This window comes from Aurantiacibacter sp. D1-12 (assembly GCF_028858515.1).
Classification (GTDB): domain Bacteria; phylum Pseudomonadota; class Alphaproteobacteria; order Sphingomonadales; family Sphingomonadaceae; genus Alteraurantiacibacter.
Window position 1 is genome coordinate 55,911 of sequence record NZ_JAPJZJ010000005.1, and the last position, 19,225, is coordinate 75,135.

Consider the following 19,225-nt stretch of genomic DNA (forward strand, 5'->3'; position numbering starts at 1 on the left):
GCATAGAAAAAGGGCGGGAGACCCGAAGGTCCCCCGCCCCTTTTTCTGTGAGCTTACGCTCGGTTGGTTCGCTTAGAAGCGAACGACAACCGATGCGAAGAAGTCACGACCCAGCACGTCGTAGGTCGACGGGTAGGTGTTCATCTGCTCAGCGTTGTTGAAGTCGCCCAGCAGGAGCGAGTTCGTATTGTTGGTGACCTGACCGGCTGCGTTGAACTCAGGCGAGCTCGGCAGCGTGTCGAACAGGTTGTTGACACCGACAGTGAACGTCACCGATTCCATGAAGTCGTACGACAGCGTCAGATCCATAAGATCATAGGCGCCGATACGCTCAACGTGGTAGGTTACGCCATCATCGTCATCATCAACGGCAGACAGGTGACGCCAGCGGGTCGAGAAGGTCAGAGGACCATCGACGTAGCTTGCGCGGGCCGTCCACTTGAACGACGGAGTCGGCTCACCACAGGTGAGACCGAATTCGCCGGCACAAGTCGTGATGTTCGTCGGATCGGTTACGTCAGGAATGGTGTCCGAAGATTCGGTCCAGGTACCCAGGAACGACAGGTTCAGGTCAGAACCGCCATTGCCCAGTACGGAGAAGCCGAGGTCGATACCGTAGTTCACCTGAAGGTCGATGCCCGAAACAGAGAACTCAGCGATGTTCGCGCCACCGAGAACCGGCGGGTTGGCACGGCTGAAAGAACCTTGCGAGTCACGCGTACCAACGAAAGTGGCACAACGCGGATCGTTAAGGTCCTGGGCCTGATTGTAGCACAGATCCAGAGCCTGCTGCAGGCTGATCGTGGTGATGGCATCTTCAACGACGATGTCGAAGTAGTCGACCGTAACCGTCAGACCAGGGATGAACTGCGGCTGCAGAGCAACACCGAAAGTCCACGAGTCAGACGTTTCTTCCTGCAGGTTCGGGTTACCACCGAACAGTGCAGCGATCTGGCCGTCAGGCTGGATCACGGCATTGTTACCGATGTTGGCAGCCGGAACACCGTTGGCCTGGCAGAGCGCCAGCAACGCACCGGTCGGAACCGGACCGCCTCCAGCACCGTCACCGGCACACGGGTCGTTTGCACCCGGGAAGCCGATTGCGGTACCCTGGAACAGTTCACCAACGTTCGGAGCACGAACAGCGCGCTGATACTGCGCACGGAACGTGATGTCTTCAACCGGCTGGAACTGTGCACCAAGTGCGTAGGTCCAAACACCGCCAACCAGATCAAGCGAGTAATCCGAGTAACGGGCAGCACCGTTGAGTTCGAAGCGCATGCCGCTTTCGGTCTCGAACGGAACATTGAGCTCGGCGAACACTTCGTTGACGTTGTAGCCACCCGAGGTCGGCTGACCGGCGTTGAAGCCGGCAACGTCACCCGAAGCGAGGAACTCGTCAGGGATGAAGCGCGAGTTCACTTCACGGTACTCAGCACCGATAGCGAAACCGACAGGTTCTGCCGCACCAAGTGCGAAGTCACCGAAAGTACCCGACAGTGCGGCCGAAGCGACCTGCAGGTCAGAGATATCGCCGTTCTGCGCCTGGATGCGGAACACATCAACCATGTCAGGCGTCAGAGTGCCTTCACCGAAGATGTTGATCTGCGTGGCACCGGTACCATTGATGGCAGCGGTGAAGCGCGAAAGCGAGGCGTTACCCTGCTGGATGTTCGCATTACGCGTACGTGAGTACATGTAATAGGCATCGTAGCTCAGGAACTCGTTGATATCACCACGAGCACCGGCGAGAACACGGAACGAGTTACGCTCGTCCAGGTTACGACGGCCACCAGCTTCTTCCAGACGACGACGTACCTGCACCGGAACGAGGCCATCATTGGCATCTGTACCGGTTTCAGTGGCGTCAAGCTGTGCGAACTGGTCGAAAGTTGCCTGGTTGATGAAGCCATCAGCCAGCAGCTGGTTGTAGTCCAGCGTGGTGTTCACCAGGATCGGAGTCGGAGCAAGCTCGGAATCAACCTGATTGTTCACGTAAGCAACTTCAGCATAAAGCTCGAGAGCGTCAGCAACTTCGTAGCTACCATAACCACCAAGCATGTAACGTTCCTGCGGAAGCTGCAGGTAGTTTACAGGCGCGTAGTTATAAAGGTCGCCCGGAGTGCGATAGTCACGCAGGTCGCCAGGTGTACCGAAGATAGCGAGGTTGTTGTTCGCTTCGAAAGCCGTACCGGTCACATCACCGTCGCCACGATAGGTCAGGCGGGTCTGCGGCGGGAGCGAGGAGCCCAGCTGCTGCAGCGGCGAACCACCAAGCGCGAAGAACGAGAAGTCACGGTCGCCCTGGAAGATTTCGTCACGGTTGTAGTATTCACCGAAGACGGTCACGTTACCGCGACCACCGGCGAAGTCAGTGCCGATTGCACCGTGGACCTGATAGCGGTCGCCATCGCCACGCTCGGTGATCGAGTACTGGCCACCGACTTCAGCGCCGTCGAGATCACGCAGGCGGAAGTTCACAACACCCGAAAGAGCGTCCGAACCGTAAACGGCCGAAGCACCACCCGTCACAACGTCAACGTTGTCCAGCAGGAACTGCGGGATAGTGTTGAGGTCGACGATCTGGTTGGTATCGTAGAACATCCAGCGGCGGCCATTGACCAGCAGCATGGTACGGGTAGCACCAAGGCCACGCAGGTTGAGCGAGGCGGTACCGTTACCCGGGTTGTTCGAGAAGGACGTGATGCCCGGAACAACCTGCGGAAGGGTGTTGACGACGTTTTCAACGTTCACGGCGCCGGCCAGCGAGAATTCTTCGCTGTCGACAACTGCGATCGGAGCTGCGGTATCAACGTTCTGACGCTGAATGCGCGTGCCGGTGACGACGATACGCTCGTCGCTCTGGGCCTGCTCATCCGAGCCGTCCTGAGCCATCGCAGGCGTCGCGATCAGCGATCCGAAGATCACCGAGCTCGCGAGAAGCGATGCCTTGGTCTTACGATTAAACATTCAAGTACTCCTGGTAAGTGGGAGAAACTGCAATGGAAGAAGGCACCTGACACGCGGGTATTCCCGCTCAAAGCTGTCTGGCTACCTGAGTCCTCCTTCCTGGAATGGACCCAAAGCATTTCACGTGGCTACACACAATCGCTGTGAGCGCCGGTTTCACACGGAACGAAATCGTGTGACATTTTTGAAACATTTTACAAAAGCCCCATTAAGGAACCGAAGAGCAATGCCCGGCTCGTTTGTTATTAATGCATTCCAATGACTTGGCTCCATGTCGAGAAATGTGTGCAGTAATATTATTTCAAAGCCAAGCCAATGCGATTCCTGAATGTTACACTACCGATTGTGGTATCTTCGCACCGGAGCGCCCTCCCCCCCGGCAATCTATCAACAGTCTCAGGCGCATCATTCGGGTGCGTAAACGCGATATTTACCAAACCCCGGCATACCTCCTGCACGAAACAGGCAGTCTGGGGGACACGCCCGATGAAGAAGATATTTTGGAAGAAGCTCTCGCAAAACGAGATCGGCGGCACGGCCATCGAATACGGCGTCGTCGCCATGCTGATCGGTGTCGCGCTTGCCGGCGTGATGCTTTCGCTCGGAGACGAGGTCGAGACGCAGTACAACACCATCGAAAGCGAATACGCCGACGCCAACAAGGACGCGGGCGGCAACTAGACTGCTTCCGGCAGCGCGATGTAAACGGCACCCCATGGCCCCGCCATCGGGTGCCTTTCGCCGTGTCAAACGAAGCCTTAACCCAATGCGCCTATAACCTGCACCATCGCCCGATATCCTGTCGCGAGCGATCCGGAATAGGGACCGACATGGCACGCACTTTCACAAGCCTTTTCAAAGATGAAACGGGCGCCACCGCGATCGAGTATGGCCTCATCGCCACGCTTGTCAGCATCGCCGCGATCACCGCCATGCAGAACCTCGGCAATGAGCTTTCCACGACCTACAACAGCGTGGAAACCAAGGTCCAGGCAGCCAACCAGCGCAACCAGTAAAAATCCTTGCTTTGCGAACCTGCGTCCGCAGGTTCGTCCTCGCTAGACGCGCAGCAAGCTGCGCCCGCTGCGGGCGGCCGTTCGGCCTTGCCCTCGGCGAGCGCCGAGCGAGCTCCGCGACACGGTAGCTATCTGGCGCTGGAATCGGGCGCGACTAGCGCACGACAGAGCCCGAACGGGCGACCGCAGGTGCCGCGCAGCGAAGCGGAGCGAATAGCACCGAGGACGAACCCGCGGAGGCGGGTTCATGAGACAAACAATCCCCCTTTCCTACAGCCCCTCCCCCTCCGCATGCCGCAGCGCATGTCCTCTCCCCACAAACCCAAGACCACCCTCCCCGCCTTTACCCCCGTCCCGCGGAAGACAGACCGTTCGAACGGCTGGAAGCCCGAAGTCCAGCTCGCCTTTATCGAGGCGCTGGCAGAGACCGGCAGCGTCACCGCCGCCGCGCGCCGCGTGAACCGCGCAGCCGTTGGCGCCTACCTCCTGCGCCGCCATCCGGAGGCCAAGAGCTTCCGCAAGGCGTGGGAGGCCGCGCTCGATATCGGCATGCAGCGGGTGGAGGATGTCGCGATGGACCGCGCGCTCAACGGCGTGGAAGTGCCCGTGTACGCCTATGGCAAGATCATCGGCACGCGCACTGTCTACAACGATCGCCTGCTCATGTTCATGCTCCGCAACCGCGCCCCCAAACGCTTTGCCGCCGATGGAGCCAAGGGCATGAACGCGCTCGACAAGCACCGCCTCGCGCAGATGAAAAAGGAATGGCGCAAGGAATGGGACCGCGAACGCCTCGCCGCGAAGAAGAAGGATAGCGGAGAAACTCTTGACCGCCTCCACGCCAAGATCGACAAAATGCGCGAGCGCCGCGACGCGCTGATGAGTCCCGAAACCCGCCGCCTGCGCGAAGCCTACGAAGCGAGCTTCGAACGCGACAAGGCCGAACCCTACGCGTGGATGGACGAGGCGGACGCGTCACCCGGCGCGGATGCGCAGGTCGACAACGACATGGGCGTGCTCGGCCCGAGCGAGGAGATGAAAAAGCATCTGCCGGGCTGGCAGGAGGCGGAGCCGGAGGGTGAGGAGGATGGACCGAGGGTGCGGCGGGTGAAGGATGATGGTTGGTGAGCGAAGACACCCAGATCGCGTTCAGGCGCTTAGACCTCGTTTCAATGTCGAGGCTGCGCACTCAACTGGGCAATCTTCCCTCGGCGGAACGCCAGCGGTGTAGTCACCGGCAACTTGCAGTGGTGATAAGAAACGCTGCCTCGATTGCAGCGTGGACTCCACACCGGCTGCATCGCGCAAGAAATCAACCGCTGTCATGAGTCCAGCAAGAAACGAAACAAATGAAATAGTCGGAATTGGTCCGTCTTGTTCTTCATCGTGGGGATGCAAGCACCCTGCGCAACCTGACGTAGAAAAATGGACGGAGGACATTGCAGCGAAATGGGAGGTGGCGCCAACGCTCATCCATGAGGGCGCCGCCCGCGCGATCAACCAACGTATCGGAATGTCATCGACGCCGACAATCACCGATTGTGCAATGTCCTCGAGGTCTTGCTCCTGAAAGTGCCGAGCAACTGGCTCAATCTTCAGCCCATTCTCGAATGCCTTGAAGAGTTCCACCTTGGACAGGCCAAGAAAGCCGCACGTCAACAGCATGTTTCGATTTCGGTTTGTTTCGTCGGATACGTCTCGATCAAATACTCGCGCAACTCCCGAGACCTGTGGCAATCTCAAGAGCGCATACAAGGTCGCATTGGTTACAGCACCTGCGCTAATCACATCGAAGCGACCGAGTTGGCTGATCTTCGGCGTGTCCTCATGAGCGAGCCTAAGGACCGAGGACTGACTATCCTCAAAAAGTTCACGAAAATGGCCTGCATTTCTGGTTGCTAACGGAAGCATTCTGCGACCTGCGACCTTGATAGCTTCCGCGGCGACAAGCGTGGCAGCAATCATCCCACCAATAGGCCAATCAGATTTCTCCGCCTTGGCGACATAAGGATAGTCGCCGAGTTCCCCTGCCCAATCCGTCCATCCTACTGAAACGACTCTTTTTGCTTTTGCAAAGCGAGCCAAATCCCGACTGCCGAAGACAAAGGCAACATCCGGTTCAAACAACGGGCAACCAATCGCGATTTCGAGGCCGTCAACAATCTGCCCTCCTTCGGCTTGAAGAGCTTCGTAGAGAGTGCTTCCATTCATTGGAGGCTGGTCTCCAATCAGTGGCGCATCGGGCAGATCCAAAAAAACCCGATGACCGGATCTCGCCATCAAGAACGCTGATGTGGTAATCGCCACCTGCCCGGACAAAGTCGAAACGGTCGCCTCGTCCGCTACCAACAGAAAACTGGCGCCGGTTAAAGCACGAAGGACAGAATCCGCATCTTTGATCCCTAGATCATCTTGGAAAAGCTGAACTGTCCGAGCGAATTGTTGAGCGCTAACCATCGATCTGTATCCTCGCCTCTATATCAACCTGTTGCCAACTGCCATCCGACTGAATCTCGGTCAGGTAAGCTCTATCAAAACCGACAGGCCCCATTGCGAAATCCGGGATAACCAAGCTCAAGAAACCGGCCTCGGGCAGCAATGGGTAGGCGTCGTCTGTAGCGGAGTGAAAAGCTTCTGATGGGTGCGTATGCACTTGTACTCGGACGCCCATTCCCCTGTCGGCTAGATCATTCCAAAATTCATTGATCCACCCACTATCGATGCTGAGCGCATACGCGGACGACAAATGGCGGGGATGCACAACTTCAAGCAATTTTAGCGGGTCATTCCAGCTGCTCACCCAGTACAATTGGCACTCGCGGCGGTTGTCGCCGCATGATCGTAGAACATGGAATGTCTCTTCGATCATGCGGCGCGGAAGCGAAAACAAAGGCATCTCAGCCGGCCTTCACAGCGGACGGGCGGAGGAGAAGCGTGTCTTTTTTCTTGACCTTCGATTGCTTGACGGTTTCGGCGTCTTTCAGTTCGGAGCCCTCTTCATCGAACAGCGACAGGATGTGCTGGTTGGACGTGATGCCAAACGTACTGATCGCCTTCTGCAGCAGAGCGCTGATCAGCTCTGCATTCGACGTTTCGACCTGCTTCGTGAGGCCATTGTACTTCACACCGATTTCGAACGGCTTGTTCTGGCCGACATCGTCGGGCCGCTTGCTCGTCATTCCATTCTCGCTCGCCATGGTTATCTCCAAATTTGCGAATCAAACAATTGATTGCTAGGAAGCAATCGGCAGCTTGATGAAGGAGACTCGCCATGATTGCAAGATCGCAATTTATTTCATTTGTGGAATTTCGTCGGTGACCGCATGAGTCCCGGCTTTAACCAAGAGGCCTTTTACGCGGCACTCGATACCGAGCGCCTATCGAGACGAAAAACTTGGAAGCAGGTTGCGGAAGAAAGCACAGTCCCAGCTTCCTCGCTTTCAAGAATGAAAAAGGGAAAAAAGCCAGATGTAGACAGTCTAGCAAAATTGATCAGCTGGTCGAATTTAAAAACAGAATATTTCATCGATCAGTCCGGAGAGGAAAATGCGTCTTCAATTGCAAGAATTACAGCTCTCTTAAGAGCCGATCCGAAATTGGATCAAACCGCCAAAGATACTTTGGAGAAGGTAATTCTTTCTACTTATAACGTTTTGCTGCCAAAGGGATAAGACGTGAAGCACGGTTTCAAGGCTCAAGCCAATCGAATTGCCCTTGAAATGAGAAGAGAGTTCGGGCTCGCGCCCGAGGCTCCCATGTGCCCTTTCATTCTTTGCGAACATTTTGAAATCCGAGTGCTGCCTCTGTCGCAATTCAGCGACGAGGCAGCCTATTTCCTTTCGGAAGGATCAAGCGCATTCTCGGCCGTCACCGTCCAACGCGGAATTAACCGCGCGATTGTTCATAACGATAGTCATTCTGTAGTTCGGCAACATAGCAACCTGATGCATGAACTCGCTCATGCCTTTCTGGGGCATCCACCTTGCGAGGCTTTCGATGAGGATGGAGAGAGGGTATATAGTTCGGACATTGAGCAAGAAGCCAACTTTCTTGCTGGGTGTCTCAAAGTCACAAACGAAGCCGCGTGGCACATTGTAAAGAATGGGCTTCAAAGTACTGCGCCAGAAATCTACAAAGTTAGCAACGCGATGCTCAATTGGCGCCTTCAGGTATCTGGCGCAAATATCCGAGCTATGAGGAGCAAGAGTAAAAGGCGAGCTAGCTAGAGGTTTTCACTCCTCCCCATCCGCAGCGCAGCGACAAACGCCTCCTGCGAAATGCTCACATTCCCCACCGGCCTACGCCGGGGCAGGCCGCCCTGCGGGCGTTCCCTCATCTTCAGACTGAGAGACTCACTCCTCCCCCATCCGAAGAGCAGCAATGAACGCCTCCTGCGGGATAGACACATTCCCATATTCCCGCATCCTTGCCTTCCCCTTCTTCTGTTTTTCCAACAGCTTCTTCTTGCGCGAGATATCGCCGCCGTAGCATTTGGCGGTCACGTCTTTGCGCAGGGCGGCAATCGTCTCCCTCGCAATAATTTTCCCGCCGATCGCGGCCTGGATGGGGATCTTGAAGAGGTGGCGGGGGATGAGGTCTTTCAGGCGTTCGCACATGCCGCGGCCGCGTTCTTCGGCCACGCTGCGGTGGACGATCAGCGATAGCGCGTCGACCGGTTCGGCGTTCACCAGGATGTTCATTTTCACGAGGTCGCCTTCGCGCAGGCCAATCTGCTCGTAATCGAAGGAGGCATAGCCGCGGCTGATGCTTTTCAGGCGGTCGTAGAAGTCGAACACCACCTCGTTCAGCGGCAGCTCATAGCTCACCTGCGCGCGGCCGCCGACATAGGTGAGGTTCGTCTGCACGCCGCGCCGGTCCTGACACAGTTTGAGGATCGCGCCGAGGTATTCGTCGGGGGTGTAGATCGTCGCCTTGATCCACGGTTCCTCGATCATCTCGATGCGGTTGACGTCCGGCCAGTCGGCGGGATTGTGGATGTCGCGCGTTTCTTCGCCCTCGTTCTTGGTCTTTGCGAGGTGCACGCGGTAAACCACTGAAGGTGCGGTGGTAATCAGATCGAGATCGTATTCGCGGCTGAGGCGTTCCTGGATGATCTCAAGGTGCAGCAGGCCGAGGAAGCCGGCGCGGAAACCGAAGCCCAGCGCGGCGGAGGATTCCATTTCGTAGCTGAAGCTCGCATCGTTGAGGCGCAGCTTGCCGATGCTCTCACGCAGCTTTTCAAAGTCCGCCGCATCGACCGGGAAGAGGCCGCAGAACACCACGGGCTGGACTTCCTTGTAGCCTTTGAGCGCCTCGGGCGCTCCGCCCTTCACCGTGGTGATCGTGTCACCCACGCGGGCCTGTTCGACCTCTTTGATCTGCGCGGTGATAAAGCCGATTTCGCCGGGGCCGATTTCGGGCAGATCGGTGCGTTTGGGGCTGAAGCAGCCGACGCGGTCGATCAGGTGCTGGGTGCCGCCCTGCATGAATTTGACGTCCAGGCCCTTCTTGATGACGCCGTCCATCACACGCACGAGGATGACGACGCCGAGGTAGGGATCGTACCAGCTGTCCACCAGCATGGCCTTGAGCGGGGCGTCGCGGTCTCCGCCGGGTGCGGGGATTTTGGCGACGACGGCTTCGAGCACGTCCTCGATCCCGATGCCGGACTTGGCGGAGGTGAGGACGGCTTCGCTGGCGTCGAGGCCGATGACTTCCTCGATTTCCTCTTTGACGCGTTCGGGCTCTGCAGCGGGGAGATCGATCTTGTTGATGACGGGGACGATTTCGTGATCGTGCTCGATCGACTGGTAGACGTTGGCGAGTGTTTGCGCCTCGACACCCTGCGCCGCGTCCACCACCAGCAGCGCGCCTTCGCACGCGGCGAGGCTGCGCGAGACCTCGTAGGCGAAGTCGACATGGCCGGGAGTGTCCATGAGGTTGAGCTCATAGGTCTGCCCGTCCTTCGCGGTGTAATTGAGGCGCACCGTCTGCGCCTTGATGGTGATGCCGCGCTCACGCTCAATGTCCATATTATCAAGGACTTGCTCGGACATTTCGCGCTCGGTCAGGCCGCCGCAATGCTGGATCAGGCGATCCGCAAGAGTGCTTTTTCCGTGGTCAATGTGCGCAATAATCGAGAAATTGCGAATGAGGGACAGGTCAGTCATGCAGCGCCCATTAGCGCGCTCTTGTGCCCCTGTCAGCAGGATTGAAAGGCACCAAAGTGTACAGCTGCAATTATCTGGCCCGAGAGGAACCGGCGCTCACGTCAACTTGCATGAAACGCGGCGTGCTGTCGGGCCCGGAATCGCGTGTCGGCATCTTGTAATTGCCCGGCGGCAGAGCCTGCAACGGCATGCCGGCAGACGCGAGCATATACGGTGAGACGCGGTGACGTGTGCAAAGGCCGCCTGCGCCATCGGTAACCAATGACGTCTCGAATGAAAGTCCCTGTGTCGCATCCTGCGAGCGCATCACCGTGCAGACCACAAGTTGCCCCTCGCCCAGATCGAGCACCAGCTGCGTACCGACAGGCACATCCACAAGCCCTTCAATGCGTGCCCCGGTCCGCGAAAGATCACGCAGCATCACGGTATAGTGATGATTTTCATGAATTACGCTGATCCGGCGGAACAACGTGCGGCGATCCGCCCGGCTTTTGGCAGGTCCGATAGGCTCGTATTTTAGCTCACCCGCCTCAAGCTTGGCGAGCACATCGGCCTGCGGCACGGCTCGTGAGAAGATGAAGCCCTGAACCATGTCGGCGTCGAGCGCAGCAATCTTGTCGAGCTCATCGAGAGCTTCGACGCCTTCCGCGGTTGTCACCATGTCCATCGCCCGCGCTAGGCTGACGATCGCTGTAATGATGGCAGCGTTGGAATTGTCGTCTTCAGTGCAACCACGCACAAAGCTTTGGTCAATCTTGATCTTGTCGAACGGAGCGCGCCGGAGATAGGCCAGCGAAGAATAGCCCGTACCAAAGTCATCAAGCGCCAGCTTCACTCCAAGCTTGCTCAGCGTCTTGAACATGGCATCCGTCGCTTCGACATCACCCATGAAAACACTTTCGGTGATCTCCAGCTCGAGCTGATCCGGGTTGAGCCCCGAAGTCTGCAAGGCGCTTTGGACAACGGAAGGCAGGTTGTCGCTGACAAACTGCTGCGCGGACACATTGACCGAAACTGTCAGGTCACTGGGCCAGCTCCCGGCGTCTTCGCAAGCTTGTCGCAACGCCCATGCGCCCAGCTCGTCGATAAGGTTGCTGTCTTCCGCGATCGGGATGAATATGCCGGGGCTAACCGCGCCGTGCACGGGGTGTTCCCACCGCATGAGCGCTTCGAACCCACGCACAATATGCGTTTTGGCGTCGACAACGGGCTGGTAGTGCATTTCCAGCTCGCCGCGCACCAGCGCGTCTCGCAGATCCTCTTCGATCTCGCGGCGATCTTCCGCAGTTTCCTTGAGGTCATTGGAATAGAAACGAAACTGGCCACGACCGCCACCTTTGGCGGCATAAAGCGCAAGGTCGGTCGCCTTAATCAGTTCGTTAGGCTCAATCCCGTCGTACGGCGCGATAGCTACACCGATGGAGGTGCCGATAATCGCGCGGCTTCCCTCAATCGAATAAGGCTGCGAGATCATCGAGATAATGCGGTTTGAGAGTTCCCCCAGGTCACCGCGATCATCCATGTCGGGAATCATGATCTGAAACTCGTCACCGCCCAGGCGTCCGATTTCCGATCCTTCTGGCACGATGCGTTGCAAGCGCTGCGACACCTGGCGAAGCAGTTCGTCACCGGCCGGGTGGCCCAATGTATCGTTGACCTGCTTGAACCGGTCGAGATCGAGCATCAGCAATGCGCAGCTACGCTTTTCAACCTTGTAGGCATTAAGAATTGCGGTGAGCCTGCGGGTCATCCGGTGACGGTTTGCCAATCCGGTGAGCGAGTCATACTCTGCCATGCGCGAGGAATCGCGCTGGTCCTGATAGACTGCGGTTATATCTTTCGCAGAGCCACGATAGCCGAGGAAGTTCTCTTTGGCATCGTATTGCGGTTTGCCGGTCAAGGCCCACCAGGTTTCGCTATCTTCGGACGCGCGCCCCTCTTGAGGTTCGATGACACGGACCGGCTGTTCGACAAAGCTGGTCCGCGAGCTCAGCAAGAACGATAGAGGGCGGGTACGGCCTTCGCTTTCTGTCTCGCAAACCGTCTCGATCAGCTTGCCCAGCGGCTCGCCAATTACCGGTCGCTTGTCGTCGAAAGTCTCGACAGCAGAATCGGAAAGATAAATTAGATTGCCTTCAGGATCGGTTGCCCAAAGCCAGGCAATCCCGGCAGCTTCGAACGCATCGAGCATCTCGAGCCGTTCTTTGGCGTCAACCTTGGATATCTTGCGAGCAGCTGCTTCCGCGTCGGGCACGCTAATCGGTTCGGCACCCTGGCCGCCCAGATTCTTGAACATGCCTCGAACACCCATGTGCTCTGGCTCCCTTTACATTGCCTTGGTCAATCAACGAGTTCCCACCCGCTACGCGTTCCACCATAGGCCATTTAAACTTACTAAAGCGCTAAGCTCGTCTAACTTGCCTTCTTGAGTTCTTCCGGTTCCAGCTGTTTCGGAGGCGCCCCTTGAAGTGCCGTGATGTTGCCATCCTTGTCCTTCTGCAACGGATTGGCGAACTCCACACCCATACGATCATCAAGTGCCCAGATCACCCTGATGCCGACGGTAAAATCCTGCGCAAGCTGCAGCTGGAACTCGGTGCCCACGGGAACATTCCAGAGCCCTTCGATCATGGCTCCCGTTACCGAGAGGTTGCGGACCGTCCCGTTATAGATGTGACCACCGTGATCGAGAACGACCTTGCGCAGCATTTTCTGACGCGGCGAGCGCGAGCATTTGGGACCCTTGGCGATGGCAGTCAGATCGCCGGCAAGCCTGCTCGTGGCGACATCGAAGGTCAGGGCACGATCGTAGATAAAGCCCTGAACATGGCTGCAACCATGCGCACGGATCAGCTCCAGCTCATCATGCGTCTCAACACCCTCTGCCGTCGTATCCATGCCCAGTGATTGGGCAAGCGAAGTGATCGACGAGATGATGGCCGCGTTACGGCTCCCCTTCTCCGTCATTCCGCGCACAAAGCTCTGATCGATCTTGATCTTGTCGAACGGAGCCTTCTTCAGATAGCCGAGCGACGAATAGCCGGTCCCGAAGTCATCGAGCGCCAAGCGCACACCAATCGCCTTGAGGTTGGCGAACATGGCATCGGTGCCTTCATCATCACCCAGGAAAACGCTCTCGGTGATTTCCAGCTCTAGGCGCGATGAACGCACCCCGGCAGCGGCGATGGCATTGGCAACGATTGTCGGCAGCTGCGGGTTCGAAAACTGAACGGGTGACACGTTCACCGCCACACGCACTTCTTCCGGCCATTGTGCAAGATCGCGGCACGCCTGACGCAGGGCCCATTCGCCGATCTGCTGGATGAGCCCGCTGTCCTCGGCAATGCCGACAAAGCGTTCTGGCGAGATCCAGCCTTTGACCGGATGTTGCCAACGCAGCAGAGCCTCAAAGCCCGAAATCTTGTTCGTCGCCATGGCGACAACCGGCTGGTAGTGTAGCTCCAACTCGCCGTTGGCCACGGCGTCACGCAGGTCCTCCTCCAACTTCGCCTTCGCTTCAGCCTCGGCATGCAAGTCTTCGGAGTAGAAGTGATATCGGCCCCGGCCGCCATCTTTTGCGGCGTAAAGGGCAAGGTCGGCATTGCGGATCAGCTCTTCGGAACTGCGGCCATGATCTGGCGCAATGGCGATACCGACAGATGCGCCAATCACGACACGCTGGCCATCAATCGAATACGGTTGGGACAGCGAATGAATGATCTCGCGCCCGAGGCCAGCCAAGTCGCTTTCGGCAACCTTGGCGGGAACGATGACCTTGAATTCGTCTCCTCCCAGACGCCCAACTTGACCAAGCTTGCCAACCGCACGCTCCAGACGTTGGGCAACCTGCTTGAGCAAGGCATCACCAGCCGGGTGCCCCATCGTATCGTTGACCTGCTTGAAGCGGTCGAGGTCGAGAAGCAGAATGGCGCAGTTACGGCTGGCCTCGGAATAGGAGGTCAAGATCTTCTCGAGCGCCTGCGACATCTGCAGACGGTTAGCGAGGCCCGTAAGAGCGTCATACCGTGCCAGCCGGGTCGCCTGTTCCTGGCTCCGTTTCCGTTCGGTCAAATCGGTACCCGATCCGCGAAAACCGACGAAGTTTTCAAACTGATCGAAGATCGGACGACCCGAAACCGACCACCAGCGTTCCTCATTGTTGATCGCGGCGCGTACCGGTAGCTCTGCGAAAGCAGAACGCGCAGAAAGGTGGAACATCAGCGTGCGTTCACCTTCATCGCCGGTATCGTTCAGGTCAAAAAGACAGGTCAGTGGCTGACCGATCAACCGTTCCGGGTTGCGGCGGAGCGCCTTGGCGACCGGAGGGGAAACATAGGTGAGGAGTGAGCGCCGGTCGGTTTCCCAGAACCAGCCCTGCCCGGTTTCTTCATAGTCCGAAAGAATGTCCCGTGCACGCGTCTGGACGCGGTCCTGCGCCTCCAGCCGTTCGCGCTCCTCGCGCTGCTCGATCAGTTGTTCGCGGCTGACAAGTACTGCAATGGCAGACGCGACGAGGAGACCGATGACGCCAACTAGCGCACCCAATGCGAACACTGTTGCAGACCAGATCGCGAACTGTGCTGCAAAAATCGCTATTGGCTGGCGGCGCATGTAGGCGGTGGCAATCGCGCTTAGGCTGAGGATTCCCGCAAGCGCCACGTCCCAGCTTATCCCGCCGTTGCTTGCCCAATTGGAAATTCCGAGTCCAAGCGCGAAGAGCGGAAGCATCACGCCGATAGCAAGACCAACGCCCTGCGCCACGACACCTCGTTCCGCAACGTGATCGTAAACGCGGTGCAGTTGCATCGCCATCAACAGGGAGAACCCGAGCAAGGCCCATGTGGACATACTCGGCATTGCAACTGCGAATGCAGCACAAACGGCAACCGCTGCTACCATGCTCAGGATGAGGTAGTTCCAGCTCCTCGGAAAGAGGAGGGCCGGTTTATTTTCCTGCGTAGGTGCGTTCACAGCACGATCGACATGGGGCGTTCTGCGTGGGCCCTTGCGCCGTTCTTTTGCAAGATCGGGCCGTGCAACCTCACGCGGCACTTGGCGCGTAGCAGCATCCCCTCCCCCACGCGCGGACGTGGGAGACGGTGCGCTGGCCTTCGCGGCTTGGCGGGTCGCACGTGTCATAGGCAAAGCCATGCCATTTTCCGTTTGAAGAACGGTTAACTGCAGGCGAAATATTCTTGCGTGGTCGTAACAGGGTATAGCTGTCCACCGTGTATTGCCGCGCCTCTCAAAAAGGTTAATATCCAGCAAGCTTTCGACCATGCCACAGCTGGTGGGAGAGACCATGCGGCATATTGCTATTATCGGTTCGGGACCGGCGGGATATTACACCGCCGAAGCAGCGCAAAAGACATTTGGAGATAACGTCCGTGTGGACGTGTTCGATATGCTGCCCGTCCCCTATGGCCTGATCCGCACAGGCGTGGCTCCTGATCACCAGTCGATCAAAGGTGTTTCTCGTCGCTATGAAAAGACAGCACTGACGGAAAATGTCCGCTTTGTCGGCAACGTAGCTGTCGGGCGCGATGTGTCGGTTGCACAGTTGCAGGAACTCTACGACGCCGTGGTCCTGGCAACAGGTGCTCCCAAGGATCGGGCGCTCGGTCTTCCGGGAGAAGATCTGGACAATGTGATCGGCAGCGCGGCCTTTGTCGGCTGGTACAACGGGCATCCTGAATTCGCCGACCTTAATCCCGATCTCTCCGGCGATACCGCGGTGGTTATCGGGATGGGCAATGTTGCGCTGGATGTTGCCCGGATGCTCGCCAAGACGCCTGCCGAACTTGAAGGCAGCGATATCGTCGGCCACGCATGGGATGCGCTAAAAGCGAGCAATATCGAACGGATCGTCATCCTTGGTCGCCGCGGTCCGCACCAGATCATGATGACGCCCAAGGAGCTCGGCGAACTCGGTCAGCTGGATCGCGCCGCGCCGCATGTCGATGCCGATGACCTGCCGGAAGAAGGTGATGATGCCCTCCTGGAGCCGGGTCTGCGCAAATCGGTCACTCTTCTTCGCGAATATGCTGCCACGCCCGAACACATCCGTGCAGAAAAACCTGTGGCGATCGAGTTTGCTTTCTTCAGCCAACCCAATGCCTTACACGGAGACGGGAAGGTTTCATCGATCGAGATCGAGGAAACCGAACTGCAAAAAGGCCGTGCCGTTGGTACCGGTAAAACAACCACACTGCCTGCCAACATGGTGGTCAGTTGCATCGGCTATCGCACTGCGCCCATTCCCGGGATCCCGTTTGACGAACGGGCCGGGCGCTTTGCCAATGATGAAGGGCGCATCCTGCGTGGCCTCTATTGCGTCGGCTGGGCGCGGCGCGGTCCATCCGGAACGATCGGGACGAACAAGCCTGACGGAGTGGCCATAGTCGGCCATATCGCAGAAGATATCGAAAGCGGCACGCTTGGCCGCAGCGGCAAAAAAGGCCGTGCCGGATTTGATGCACTCGCTGCAGAAAGCGGCCTCGATGTGGTTACTTTCCAGGACTGGAAAAAAATCGAAGAGGCAGAGGAAGCCGCTGCTCGTGAAGGCGCCCCGCGCGAAAAATTCGTCGACATTGAAGCGATGATCAGAGCGGTGAACTAGCCGGAGGTAGCCTTACTTCCTGCTGCCGGCACCGCGCTCACTGTACTCGATCATTTCCGCGCCGAGACGTTGCAGACGACCGCCGAACGAATCCATCCGGTTGCCGCAAATCGTCGCGAACCGCTCCAGGTTGAGAACGACCTCTTCGGCTGCCTGCCCATTCCAGTCTTCATCAATCCCGCGCCCTGTAAGGCCTTCATATCGGCCCACAAAAAAGCCAAGCGCGACGTTGAAGCCGGTTTGCACTTCCGGGTCCTGTGCAAGCGGCGTGGACGCGATGATCGAAACCCACACAGCGCACTGGAAGTCTTCTGTCGCGCTGGCTTCGATCGAGCGATCCTGCGCAAGGACCGGCGTTGTAACCGCCATTGCTGTTGCAGCAACTAGCGAAGCAAGCGCTTTGCGCATCATCACACCCGCATCGGCATGAGAACGTAGAGCGCGGGGCTCTTTTCGTCTTCACGGATCAGCGTTGGCGCACCGGCGTCAGCGAAATGCAGTTCCACCGTATCACTGCCAAGCTGCGCCAGCACATCTTTGAGGTAGCCCGCGTTAAAGCCGATTTCTAGCGAGTCCGAACCATAACTGGAGCTGACCTCTTCCACGGCGTTCCCGTTATCGGGCGAAGTCACGGTCAGCGTCACCTTGTCGGTTTCCAGCCCCATCTTCACCGCGCGGGTCTTCTCCGTCGCGATGGTGGCTACACGATCGACACCGGCAAACAGGCTCTTCGGATCGACTTTCAGCAGCTTGTCATTCCCCGTCGGGATTACGCGGCTGTAATCGGGGAAAGTACCGTCGATCAGCTTGCTGGTGAGGACAACACCGCCCTCGCCGCCGATGGCGAAGCGGATCTTCGACGGACTGAGATCAATCTGCACATTGCCTTCGCTCGCCTCTTCCAGAAGCTTGCGCAGCTCTGCAATCGCTTTGCGCGGCACGATCACATCGGGCATGCCCTCTGCACCGGCCGGGCGGGCCAGCGTGAAGCGAGCGAGCCGGTGGCCGTCAGTGGCAGCAGCTTTCAGCACGCCGCCATCGTCATCCGCCACGTGGAAGAAGATGCCATTGAGATAGTAACGCGTTTCCTCTGTCGAGATCGCGAAACGCGTGCGGTCGATCATTTCCGCCAGGGTGGTGGCGGGAAGCTCGAAACTGGTCGGCAGGTCGCCTTCGACAATCACCGGGAAGTCATCGCGCGGCAGCGTCGGCAGCGAGAAGCGGCTGCGCCCTGCCTTGATCGTCATGCGGTTATCACCCGTCTCCAGGCTGACTTCGCTGCCATCGGGCAACTTGCGCGCGATATCGAACAGCAGGTGTGCCGAGACCGTGATCGAGCCTTCGCTCTCGACTGCATTGGCCTGCAGATTGTCGACCACCTGCAGGTCTAGGTCGGTCGCCATGATCCGCACATGTCCACCTGCCTCGGCCTCAATCAGGACGTTGGAGAGGATGGGGATCGTGTTGCGACGTTCCACCACGCTCTGCACGTGGGACAGAGAGCGAAGCAGCTCTGCGCGTTCAATGGTGACCTTCATGGACAATCATTCCCTTGTCGGGCGCTGCGGTATGCCGGGAAACCCGGAATCGCTCACCAGCGCCGGTAAATTGCTCCACTATCCTTAGCGGAGGCGCGGATACGGGCAAGCGAACCACCGCCATGAGGGCGATTCCTTGGGGAAAACTAAGAAATCATCGCCATGCCGCCATTCACGTGAATGGTCTGGCCGGTGACATAGCCTGCTTCCTTGCTTGAAAGGAACGCGACCGCGGCGCCAATATCGTCACCCTCGCCCATGCGGCCCATGGGGATGCGGCCGTTGATCGCGTCCTTCTGCTTGTCATCAAGCGCGTCGGTCATCGCGGTGCGGATGAAACCGGGCGCGACGCAATTGACGGTGATACCGCGGCTGGCGACTTCCTGTGCGAGGCTTTTGGACATGCCGACCAAGCCCGCTTTCGCCGCCGTGTAATTCATCTGACCCGGATTACCCGTCGCGCCCACTACGCTGGTGATATTCACGATGCGGCCAAAGCGCGCCTTCATCATCGGACGCACGCTGGCGCGCATCAGGCGGAAAGCGGCTTCCAGGTTGATGCTGATCACCTGCTCCCATTCCTCGTCCTTCATGCGCATCGCGAGGTTATCGCGCGTGATGCCCGCGTTATTGATGAGGATGTCGATCCCACCGAGCGTATCGACCGCTGCAGGCACCAGTTCCTCGACCTGCTGCGTGTCGGACAGGTTGCAGGTCACCTCGACATGCCCGTCATGATCGTGGTGCGCAAATTCGCTGTTCAGCTCTTCACGAAACGCCCGCAGCTTGTCACCGTTCGAACCGGACAAGGCCAGCCGTGCGCCCTGCGAAGCAAGCGCGCGGGCAATCGAAGACCCGATCCCGCCGCTGGCACCGGTAACAAGGGCGTTCATTCCTTCGAGTGAGAACATG

The 19,225-nt window shown here is 58.1% G+C and carries 16 protein-coding genes; 6 read left to right on the top strand and 10 right to left on the bottom strand.

Annotation, left to right across the window (positions count from 1 at the left end; all coding sequences use genetic code 11):
• Nucleotides 1-72: 72 nt before the first annotated feature.
• Nucleotides 73-2,970, bottom strand: coding sequence for a TonB-dependent receptor domain-containing protein (locus OOZ52_RS11300; RefSeq protein WP_274698632.1), 2,898 nt, complete (start codon nt 2,968-2,970; stop codon nt 73-75).
• Between the two features lie 486 nt (nt 2,971-3,456).
• On the opposite strand from OOZ52_RS11300, the gene OOZ52_RS11305 reads away from it, so the two are divergent.
• From OOZ52_RS11305 to OOZ52_RS11315, 3 genes are all read left to right on the top strand, one after another.
• Nucleotides 3,457-3,651: a Flp family type IVb pilin gene (locus OOZ52_RS11305; protein WP_274698633.1), complete on the top strand. Its 195-nt coding sequence runs from the start codon at nt 3,457-3,459 to the stop codon at nt 3,649-3,651.
• 149 nt (nt 3,652-3,800) lie between these two features.
• Complete coding sequence (locus tag OOZ52_RS11310) at nt 3,801-3,986, top strand: Flp family type IVb pilin (RefSeq protein ID WP_274698634.1); 186 nt, start codon at nt 3,801-3,803, stop codon at nt 3,984-3,986.
• A gap of 303 nt (nt 3,987-4,289) precedes the next feature.
• Nucleotides 4,290-5,114 (top strand): hypothetical protein, encoded by an 825-nt coding sequence (locus OOZ52_RS11315; RefSeq protein ID WP_274698635.1) that lies wholly within the window; start codon nt 4,290-4,292, stop codon nt 5,112-5,114.
• A 21-nt stretch (nt 5,115-5,135) separates the two neighbouring features.
• Here the strand turns inward: OOZ52_RS11315 and OOZ52_RS11320 are convergent, their stop codons facing one another.
• The 3 genes from OOZ52_RS11320 to OOZ52_RS11330 are packed head-to-tail and all read right to left on the bottom strand — an operon-like array spanning nt 5,136 to nt 7,183.
• Nucleotides 5,136-6,443: a hypothetical protein gene (locus OOZ52_RS11320; RefSeq protein ID WP_274698636.1), complete on the bottom strand. Its 1,308-nt coding sequence runs from the start codon at nt 6,441-6,443 to the stop codon at nt 5,136-5,138.
• On the bottom strand, nt 6,436-6,855 hold the full coding sequence (locus OOZ52_RS11325; RefSeq protein ID WP_274698637.1) for a hypothetical protein: 420 nt from the start codon (nt 6,853-6,855) through the stop codon (nt 6,436-6,438). The genes OOZ52_RS11320 and OOZ52_RS11325 overlap by 8 nt, the downstream gene beginning before the upstream one ends.
• 28 nt (nt 6,856-6,883) lie before the next feature.
• Nucleotides 6,884-7,183 carry a DUF2604 domain-containing protein gene (locus tag OOZ52_RS11330; RefSeq protein WP_274698638.1) on the bottom strand — a complete coding sequence of 100 codons (300 nt, stop codon included), beginning with the start codon at nt 7,181-7,183 and terminating at the stop codon, nt 6,884-6,886.
• A 78-nt stretch (nt 7,184-7,261) separates the two neighbouring features.
• On the opposite strand from OOZ52_RS11330, the gene OOZ52_RS11335 reads away from it, so the two are divergent.
• Both OOZ52_RS11335 and OOZ52_RS11340 read left to right on the top strand, forming a co-directional pair.
• Complete coding sequence (locus OOZ52_RS11335; protein ID WP_274698639.1) at nt 7,262-7,657, top strand: helix-turn-helix domain-containing protein; 396 nt, start codon at nt 7,262-7,264, stop codon at nt 7,655-7,657.
• A gap of 3 nt (nt 7,658-7,660) precedes the next feature.
• The gene (locus tag OOZ52_RS11340) at nt 7,661-8,212 is read left to right on the top strand and encodes an ImmA/IrrE family metallo-endopeptidase (protein WP_274698640.1); all 552 of its coding nucleotides are present in this window, start codon (nt 7,661-7,663) and stop codon (nt 8,210-8,212) included.
• A 126-nt stretch (nt 8,213-8,338) separates the two neighbouring features.
• Here the strand turns inward: OOZ52_RS11340 and lepA are convergent, their stop codons facing one another.
• From lepA to OOZ52_RS11355, 3 genes are all read right to left on the bottom strand, one after another.
• Nucleotides 8,339-10,156, bottom strand: a complete 1,818-nt coding sequence (gene lepA, locus OOZ52_RS11345; protein ID WP_274698641.1) for a translation elongation factor 4 — start codon at nt 10,154-10,156, stop codon at nt 8,339-8,341.
• 70 nt (nt 10,157-10,226) lie between these two features.
• Entirely contained in the window at nt 10,227-12,467 is a 2,241-nt protein-coding gene (locus tag OOZ52_RS11350; protein ID WP_274698642.1) for a putative bifunctional diguanylate cyclase/phosphodiesterase, read from the bottom strand.
• A gap of 101 nt (nt 12,468-12,568) precedes the next feature.
• Nucleotides 12,569-15,013, bottom strand: a complete 2,445-nt coding sequence (locus OOZ52_RS11355) for an EAL domain-containing protein (RefSeq protein ID WP_274698643.1) — start codon at nt 15,011-15,013, stop codon at nt 12,569-12,571.
• A gap of 445 nt (nt 15,014-15,458) precedes the next feature.
• On the opposite strand from OOZ52_RS11355, the gene OOZ52_RS11360 reads away from it, so the two are divergent.
• Nucleotides 15,459-16,775, top strand: a complete 1,317-nt coding sequence (locus OOZ52_RS11360; protein WP_274698768.1) for an FAD-dependent oxidoreductase — start codon at nt 15,459-15,461, stop codon at nt 16,773-16,775.
• A gap of 12 nt (nt 16,776-16,787) precedes the next feature.
• On the opposite strand, the gene OOZ52_RS11365 is transcribed toward OOZ52_RS11360, so the two are convergent.
• From OOZ52_RS11365 to fabG, 3 genes are all read right to left on the bottom strand, one after another.
• Nucleotides 16,788-17,186 carry a hypothetical protein gene (locus OOZ52_RS11365; protein ID WP_274698644.1) on the bottom strand — a complete coding sequence of 133 codons (399 nt, stop codon included), beginning with the start codon at nt 17,184-17,186 and terminating at the stop codon, nt 16,788-16,790.
• Nucleotides 17,186-18,313, bottom strand: coding sequence for a DNA polymerase III subunit beta (gene dnaN / locus OOZ52_RS11370; RefSeq protein ID WP_274698645.1), 1,128 nt, complete (start codon nt 18,311-18,313; stop codon nt 17,186-17,188). The genes OOZ52_RS11365 and dnaN overlap by 1 nt, the downstream gene beginning before the upstream one ends.
• Before the next feature lie 146 nt (nt 18,314-18,459).
• Nucleotides 18,460-19,224: a 3-oxoacyl-[acyl-carrier-protein] reductase gene (gene fabG / locus OOZ52_RS11375; RefSeq protein WP_274698646.1), complete on the bottom strand. Its 765-nt coding sequence runs from the start codon at nt 19,222-19,224 to the stop codon at nt 18,460-18,462.
• Nucleotide 19,225 lies beyond the last annotated feature (1 nt).